The following is a 7775-nucleotide window of genomic DNA, read 5'->3' as shown; positions in this document are numbered from 1 at the left end:
ACCCACCGACACCGCGGCCAACCGCTCCCGCTCCCCCACCGACCGCACATCCACCTCGGCCAACACGGCATCCGGGCACTCCACCAACGCGGAGAGAGCGGTGAGGAAGCGGTCGGCGAGGAGGGTGGCGGTGTCGGCGGCGTACAGGTCGGTGTCGTAGGCCAGGAAGCCGCTGATGCTGTCGTCGCCCTGGAAGAGGTACAGCTCGACGTCGTTGCGGATGGTGACGGGCGCCATCACCATCGGGCGGACCGGCAGGTTCCCGAGGCGGGACTCCGCCGGTCGTGGCTGGAGCACGAAGAGGACGTCGAACAGGGCGGCGCCCCGCCGGCCGAGCTGCTCCGCCACCGTCTCGATGGGCACATGGGCGCCGCTGTACGCGTCGAGGCAGGTGTCCCGGACCGCGTGGAGCGCCTCACGGACGGTGCGCGCGCCGGTGGTGTCGGTGCGCAGCGCGAGCATGGTCGCGAGGGGGCCGATGGCGCCCGGCGCGTGGTGGCGTTCACGGGTGGCGATGGGTGATCCGACGGTGATGTCCGAGTGTCCGGCCGTCCTCGCCAGCGTCAGATGGAAGGCGGTGAGCAGCACCATGAAGGGTGTCATCGCGTTGCTGTCGGCCAGGTCCTGGACGCGGCGCATCAGGTCGGCGTCCAGGGTGACGTCGGTGTGGCCGGAGTGGAAGCGGCGGGTGTTCGGCCGGGGTTGGTCCGTGGGCAGTGAGAGCGGTCGGGCGTCGGCCAGGCGGTCGCGCCAGGCTGCGAGGTCGGCCGGGTCGGGAGTGGCGGGAACTTCGGGCAACGGGGTGGCAGGGCCGAGGGGGCGGCCGGCGTAGAGGGCGTCGAGTTCGGCGAGGAACACGCCGAGGGACCAGCCGTCGGCCACGATGTGGTGGGCGAGGAACTGTAGCCGGGTGGTGCCGTCGGCGAGGGTCCAGACGGCGACGCGCCAGAGCGGGCCGTTCGCCAGGTCCATGGGGGCGGCGGCGCGGGCGTCCGCCTCGGCGCTCGCCCGGGCGCGGCCGGCGTCGGCGTCGAGGTCGGCGAGGTCGGTGACGGTGAGGTCGGGTACGGCTTCGGCCTCCGGGGTGACGGCGCACCGGGTCCGGTCCCCGGCGGGGAAGGTGGTGCGCAGTACGGCGTGCCGGTGGGTGAGGGTGCGCAGGGCGGTGGCGAGGCGGTCGGTGTCGAGGAGGCCGTCGGTCTCGGCGTCGTAGCGGAGGATGTTGGCGGCGGTGCCCGGGTGGATCTCCTCGAACAGTCGCAGGCCGAGTTGGATCGGGTTGGCCTGCGGGGCGGCGGGTGCGGGGGTGTCCGGTGTGCGGGCGCGCCAGCGGGCGAGAAGGTCGCGGCCGAGGTCGGCGGATACCTGAAGGTTGTCGGACACAGGTGTCGTCCTCCGTGTGGTCACCGGACGTGGTTCTCCGCTGGGTTGCCGGGGGTGTGTGTCGGCGGCTCGGCTGCCGGGGATCGGTGTCGGCGGCTATGGCGCCGGGTTGGGCGTCGTCGGCTCGGCTGCCGAGCATGGCTGCCGGCGGCTCGGCTGTCGGGCGTAGGTGTCGCCGGCGTCAGTCGTGGGACATCAAGGTCCTGACGCGTGCCAGTGCGTCGGCGTAGGGCAGCTGGTCGTCGGCCCAGCGGCGGGCGAGGCGAGCGGTGAGTTCTCGGGGGGTCTGGGCGCGCAGCACGTCCTCGACCCGTACCTCGAGGGTGAGGGCGTCCTCGGCGACGGCGGCGATCTCGGCGGCCCGCAGGGAGTCTCCGCCCATGGCGGCGAGGGTCTCGTCGGGTCCGCAGGAGGGGACCTGGCAGACGGCGGCGAAGAGGGAGGAGAGGAAGAGGGTGAAGAGTTCCGTGTCCTCGGCCGTGGCGGTGGCCGGTGTGGCGGTGACGGCGGTTCCGCCGAGGGTGCCGTCGAGGTGTCGGGTGCGGGCCAGGGAGTGCTGGACCTTCCCGCTGGTGGTGCGGGGGATGGTGCGGGGCGGGCAGAGGACCACGGTGTGGACGCGGACGCCGGTGGCGGTGAGGACGCGGGTGCGGATGTCGGCGGCGAGCGCTGCCGTGTCGTGGTTCCGGTCGGCGACCTCGACGGCGATGACGACCTCGTCGTCGGGACCGGCGAAGGCGGCGGCGGTGGCCCGCACGGCGGGGTTGTCCTCGGTCGCGGCGGTGCACAGGTCGTGGGCGTGGTGGTTGACGCCGTTCTGGATGAGGACGTCCTTGCGGCGGCCGGTGACGGTGAGGTGTCTGTCGCGCAGCCGGCCGAGGTCGCCGGTGCGCAGGTGACGGGTGCCGTCGAGGACGCCGAAGAGTTCGCCGGCGGGGGTGCCCGTGCTGTTCCAGTAGCCGTTGCTGATGCTGGGACCGCTGATCCAGATCTCGCCCTCGGCGCCTTCGGGGACGGGGGTGCCGGTGTCGGGGTCGACGAGGACGAGGGTGTGTCCGTCGATGACGGGGCCGCAGTCGACGCGGCCTTCCTCGTCCACGCCGTCGTCGGGTCCGGTCCAGTGGTGTCCGGTGACGATGAGGGTGGCCTCGGCCAGGCCGTAGCAGGGCAGGAACGCCTCGGGGCGGAAGCCGTGGGGGGCGAAGCGGTCGACGAACCGCTGGAGGGTCGCGGGGCGGATCGGTTCGGCGCCGTTGAAGGCGAGGCGCCAGCTGCTCAGGTCGAGTCCGGTGAGGTCGGCCGTGGCGGCGCGCCGGTCGCACAGGTCGTAGGCGAAATTCGGTCCGCCGGTGTGGGTGATGCCGAGTTCGCTGATCTGACGCAGCCAGGCGAGCGGATTCTTGAGGAAATGCACGGGGGACATCAATCGGACCGGAAATGCCCCGTGGACGGGCGTGAGAATGAATCCGATGAGCCCCATGTCGTGATAGGGCGGAAGCCAGGAGACGACGCGGGCGGTTTCGTCCAGTTTGAATACGTCGGTGATCGCTCTGATGTTGGCGAGGAGATTCCGGTGTTCCAGGACGACGCCTTTCGGCTGTCCCGTACTGCCCGAGGTGTACTGGATGAGAGCGGGGCCCTCGGGGGCGGCGGCGGTGCGCAGCAGGCCGGCCAGGACGTCCACGTCGGGGTTCGCGTCCGCGGTCGCGTCACTGTCGGTACCGGCGTCGTCGAGGGTGAGGACGCGCGGCATGGCCTCGGGGCTCATGGCGCTGGTGAACAGTCCGAGGACGTCCGGGTCGGCCAGCAGGGTGCCGGCGCGGGAGTCCTCGAGCATCCGGGTGAAGCGGGCCGCGATGCGGTCGGTCGAGCCGAAGATCGGCGGGTAGGCGGGGACGGCGGGGACGCCGGCGAGGAAGCAGGCCCAGACGGCGACGACGAAGTCCAGGCCGGGCGGGTAGAGCAGCAGTGCGGGGCCCTTGTTGCCGGAGTCGGTGCGCAGTCGCGCCGCCGCCTTGACCGCTCGGGCCAGGAGTTCCCGGTAGGTGAGGCTGTCCACTCGCCCGTCGTCGTGCAGGTACTCGTAGGCCGTCTGTTCGCCGCGGGTGGCGGCGTGCGTGACGAGGGTGTGCACCAGTGTGGGGCGGGCAGGGCTCGGCATCGGCTGACTCCATTCCCTCGGCCGCGGGCGGCCCGGTGTCGGATCGGCGGATCGCGTGTCGGAGGGTGCGGGGCTCGGTGACAGGACGGTATGACGGCGGCACACTCCGGCGCCGAAGCAATTAAAAGTGCGCTGTCTCTCACTCGACTCTCACTTCCTTATCGCTCACCTCTCAGTCGGTCATGTGGTCGTTGAGTGTCCTCCGAGAAGGCTGGTACGAATATGGTCGGCGGTTATTGATTTCCGTTCCGTGATCCGGCGGGTGTTGCCGGTTCCGGTGGCGGTCCACCGCATTCTCGCGTTCTGCGTTCGCCATCTCTCATGGAGGTAGAGGTGCGCCCGACCCGACCGAATTCCCGCTGGTTCCGATCCTTCGGCGACGTCACCGATCCGGCCGGCGAAGTGGTGTGCTTTCCGCATGCCGGGGGCAGCGCGGCGATGTTCCAGAACTGGCAGCGGTACACGTCGACGCTGAAGATCACGGCGGTGCAGTTGCCGGGCCGTGAGGTGCGCCTCGGGGAGCGGCCGTTCCTGGAGATGACCGCGCTCGTGGACGCGCTGGCGCCGGCGCTCGCACCGCTGACCGGGCGGCCGTACGCGTTCTACGGGCACAGCATGGGCGCGCTGGTCGCCTTCGAGGTGCTGCGGCGGTTCCGGGAGCTGGAACTGCCCCTGCCGTCGGCGCTGTTCGTGTCCGGCCGGGACGCCCCGCAGTACGCGGACCAGGAGCGGGTCCACCATCTGCCGGACGCGGAGCTGCTGGCGCGGCTGCGGGCCTGGGAGGGGATGGAGCCGCAGGACCTCCCCACGTACGAGGAGCTCGTCAGGCTGATGCTGCCCACTATCCGGGCCGATCTGACGCTGGCGGAGACCTACGCGTACGTGCCGGGGCCGCCGCTTCCGGTGCCGGTGCGGGTGCTGCGCGGCAGACGGGACCCGCTGGTGCGGGACGGGGACGCGGGCTGGGCCCGGCAGACCTCGGCGGACTGTTCGGTGCACGAGTTCAACGGAGGTCACTACTTCGTCCAGGACCAGGAGAGGAGCGTCGTCGCCCATATCGGGGCGGCGCTCGGCGTATCGGCCGTGAGGGAGGCGGGAACCCAGTGAGCAGTTCCTCGTACGCCGGCGGTGTCGGCAGTGGCGAGTCCCGGGACTACAGCGACTACTTCGTGCTGCCGGCCGCGCCGGCGCAGCGCAGTCTGTGGTTCGTCTGCCAGCTGAACCCGTCGAGCAACGCCGCGTACAACGTGGTGAGCGCGGTGCGGCTGACGGGTGAGCTGGATGTCGTGCTGCTCCAGCAGGCGGTGAACGCGGTGGTGGCGCGGCACGAGAGCCTGCGTACCGGGGTCGGCCTGGTCGACGGGGATCCGCACCAGCTGGTGCTGCCGGAGGCCCTGGTGTCGCTGCCGGTGATCGACTGCGCGGGCCTGCCGGCCGATGCGGTCGAGGACCGGGTGCAGTCGCTGGCCAGGGAGCAGGCGTCGGCGCCGTTCGCGCTGGACGTGCCTCCGCTGCTGAGGCTGGTCCTGGTGCGGGAGGCCGCGGACCGGCACACGCTGATCGTCACGATTCACCATCTGGTGTGCGACAGCTGGTCGGTGGACGTGTTCTACGCGGACCTCGCCGACGCCTACCGCGGGCTGCGGGAGCGCGGCGAGGCGGGCCTCGGTGAGCTTGCGGTGCAGTACGCCGACTATGTCGGCTGGCTGGACGAGCACGTGGCCGGGGAACGGATGGACAAGCTGATCGCCCACTGGCGGCGGACGCTGTCCGGTACGGCGCCGCTGGAGCTGCCGGTGGACCGCCCGCGTGAGCAAGGGCGTGGCGGGGACGGCGGCCGGGTGGAGGAGCGCCTGGACGGGGCGACGACGGCCGCGTTGGAGGAGCTGGCCAAGCAGTCCGGCGGCACGCTGTTCATGGTGCTACTCACCGGTTTCATGGCGACGCTGGCCCGGGTGACGGGCCAGGAGGACGTCGTGGTGGGCACGCCGGTGGCGGGGCGGCGCCATCCGGACGCGGAAGGTCTGGTCGGGTTCTTCGCGAACACCCTGGTGCTGCGCGCCAGGCTGCCGCTGTCCGGCGGGTTCGGGACGGCGGCCGCGGTGGTGCGGGACGCCTGTGTCGGCGCCTTCTCGCACGACCGGATGCCCTTCGACCGACTGGTACAGGAGATGCGGCAGACCCGCGCCCTGGAGCGCAACCCGCTGTTCGACGTGATGTTCTCCATGCCGAACACCCCTCCGGCGGAGGTTGGGTTGCCCGGTCTGACGATGGCGCCGGTGGAACTGACCCGTACGGCGGCCAAGTTCGACCTGTGGCTGACGGTGCTGCCGGACGGGGACGGGCTCCGGCTGCAACTGGACTACGACCGGGGCCTGTACGACGAGGCCACGGCGGCCCGGATCGTGGAGCTGCACCGGCTGGTGCTGACGGACGCGCTGCGGGACCCGGCGGCCCCGGTGGGGGCGCTGCCCCTGGCCGCCGACGCCGCCCCGGCGCCGGCCGCGGGTGAACGGGACGCGGCCGGGTCTCCGGCGGGGACGACCGTGGCGGAGCTGCTCGCGGGGCGTCCCGCGGACAGCGTCGTGCTGTCGTCGGCGGACGCCGTGCTGACGCTGGGCGAGTTGCGTGAGTGGGCGTCGGATCTGGCCGGCCGGCTGCGCGCCGAGGGCATCGCCGGGCCGGGCATGAGGGTGACCACTCCCCCGGTGCCGTCGGCGGCGCTGGTCGCCGTGCTGCTCGCGGTGTTCGAGGTCGGGGCGGTGCCCGCGTACGGGCAGCGGCACGACCGGGCGGGCGCCTTCGTGCGGCGGGCCGAGGAGGAGGACGGCGGCTGGCTGATCACCACCGGTCCGCGGTTCGACCCGGCGGAGGACACCGGGCCGTCAGGGCCGGACGCGCCGGCCTGGTCGGCGCGGGACACCGACCCGGGGGGCGCGGGGGCTGCGCTGTCGCACCGGGCGCTGGCCGCCGCGGTGGCGGCCGTCGCGGACCGGCTGTCGGTGACCCCGGAGGACGACGTGGTGCTGCTGGACGGCGGCTCCCCGCCGTCACCGGTGGATCTGCTGATGGCGTTGACGCACGCCCGCAGCCTGCTGCTGTCAGGGGTGCAGCTGGCTCCTCCGGGGCCGCCCGGCGCGTTCGTCCTGGCCGATCCGCCGACCTGGCGGAGGGTGCTGACCGAGGGCTGGGAGCCCCCGCCGGGGGCACGGCTGGTGTGTGTCGGTGAGGTGCTGGCGTCCGATCTGGTGGACATGCTCGCGCGGACCGGCCGCACGGTGTTCCTGGGCCGCCCCGGTCCCGGGGTGACGGCCCCGGTCGCGCTCGCCCCGCTGGACGACGGGCGGGGGCGCCGGCTGGGAACGGCGCCCGCCGGTGTGGTCCGCAGTGTGCTGGACGCGCGGGGCAGGCCCGTGGCCGCCGGTCTGGTCGGCGAGCTGTTCGTCACGGACGGGACGGGTGGCGCCGTGCCGGCGGGGCTGCGGTGCCGCGTGGCCGGGGACGGGGCCCTGGAGGTGGTCGGGCCCGGTGAGGGCCGGCTGTTCGCCGGGGACCGCGCCGTCCCGGCGGCGAGCGTCGAGACGGTGCTCACCGGGCTCCCCGGGGTGGCGGCCTCGGCGGTGACCACGGATGCCGAACGGAGCCGACTGGTCGCCTGGCTGGTACCGGACGGCACGGTCCCGGCCGGTACCGAGGCGGAACGTGAGGCGTTTACCGCCGCCGTCCGGGGCCGGGCCCGGTCCGCGCTGCCCGGCCATCAGGTCTCTGCCGTGTTCGGGGTCCTGGACGAACTGCCCCTCGGCCCCGGCGGCGGGATCGACCGGGGCGCCCTGCCGGAGCCGCCCGCGCAGGCGCCGCGCGAACCGGTGGCGCAGGTGCCGCCCCGCAACGGGGTGGAGCGCCGGGTGCTGTCCCTCTTCCAGGAGGTGCTCGGGTTGTCGGTGATCGGTGTCCATTCCGACTTCTTCGGGCTCGGCGGGCACTCCCTGCTCGCCGCCAAGATGCTGAGCCGCGTCCGGGCCGAGTTCGGTCTGCAGGTGCCGGTGCGCGACTTCTTCCGTCTGCCGACCCCGGCCGGGCTCGCCGCGGCCATCGAGGAACTGGAACGGGCCCGCGACCGCAGACCGACCGCCGACGAGGCGCTGCTCGCCCAGCTCGCCGGGATGTCCGACGACGAGATCGACCAGCTCCTTCGCCATCTGAACTGACCGGCGCATCCGGACCGGTCATC

The 7775-nt window shown here is 72.9% G+C and carries 4 protein-coding genes; 2 read left to right on the top strand and 2 right to left on the bottom strand.

The features are described from left to right. Together ACF1FZ_RS33335 and ACF1FZ_RS33330 are read right to left on the bottom strand one after the other, a co-directional pair. On the bottom strand, positions 1 to 1383 hold a 1383-nt coding region (locus ACF1FZ_RS33335), incomplete at its 3' end, for a condensation domain-containing protein (RefSeq protein ID WP_391777120.1). Positions 1384 to 1564: 181 nt separating this feature from the next. Next, on the bottom strand, positions 1565 to 3544 hold the full coding sequence (locus ACF1FZ_RS33330; protein ID WP_391777119.1) for an AMP-binding protein: 1980 nt from the start codon (positions 3542 to 3544) through the stop codon (positions 1565 to 1567). A gap of 333 nt (positions 3545 to 3877) precedes the next feature. Here ACF1FZ_RS33330 and ACF1FZ_RS33325 point away from each other — a divergent pair, with 333 nt between their 5' ends. Together ACF1FZ_RS33325 and ACF1FZ_RS33320 are read left to right on the top strand one after the other, a co-directional pair. Further along, positions 3878 to 4651: a thioesterase II family protein gene (locus tag ACF1FZ_RS33325; protein ID WP_391777118.1), complete on the top strand. Its 774-nt coding sequence runs from the start codon at positions 3878 to 3880 to the stop codon at positions 4649 to 4651. Next, positions 4648 to 7752, top strand: coding sequence for a condensation domain-containing protein (locus ACF1FZ_RS33320; protein WP_391777117.1), 3105 nt, complete (start codon positions 4648 to 4650; stop codon positions 7750 to 7752). Before ACF1FZ_RS33325 ends, ACF1FZ_RS33320 begins: the two co-directional genes overlap by 4 nt. Positions 7753 to 7775: the final 23 nt, after the last annotated feature.

This window comes from Streptomyces sp. NPDC014623 (assembly GCF_043088245.1).
Classification (GTDB): domain Bacteria; phylum Actinomycetota; class Actinomycetes; order Streptomycetales; family Streptomycetaceae; genus Streptomyces.
This window is presented reverse-complemented; position numbering and strand designations above follow the sequence as displayed.

What these genes read in the sequence shown, in the direction of transcription:
- ACF1FZ_RS33330 (WP_391777119.1), bottom strand. Translation starts at nt 3,544, where the DNA reads ATGCCGAGCCCTGCCCGCCCCACACTGGTGCACACCCTCGTCACGCAC.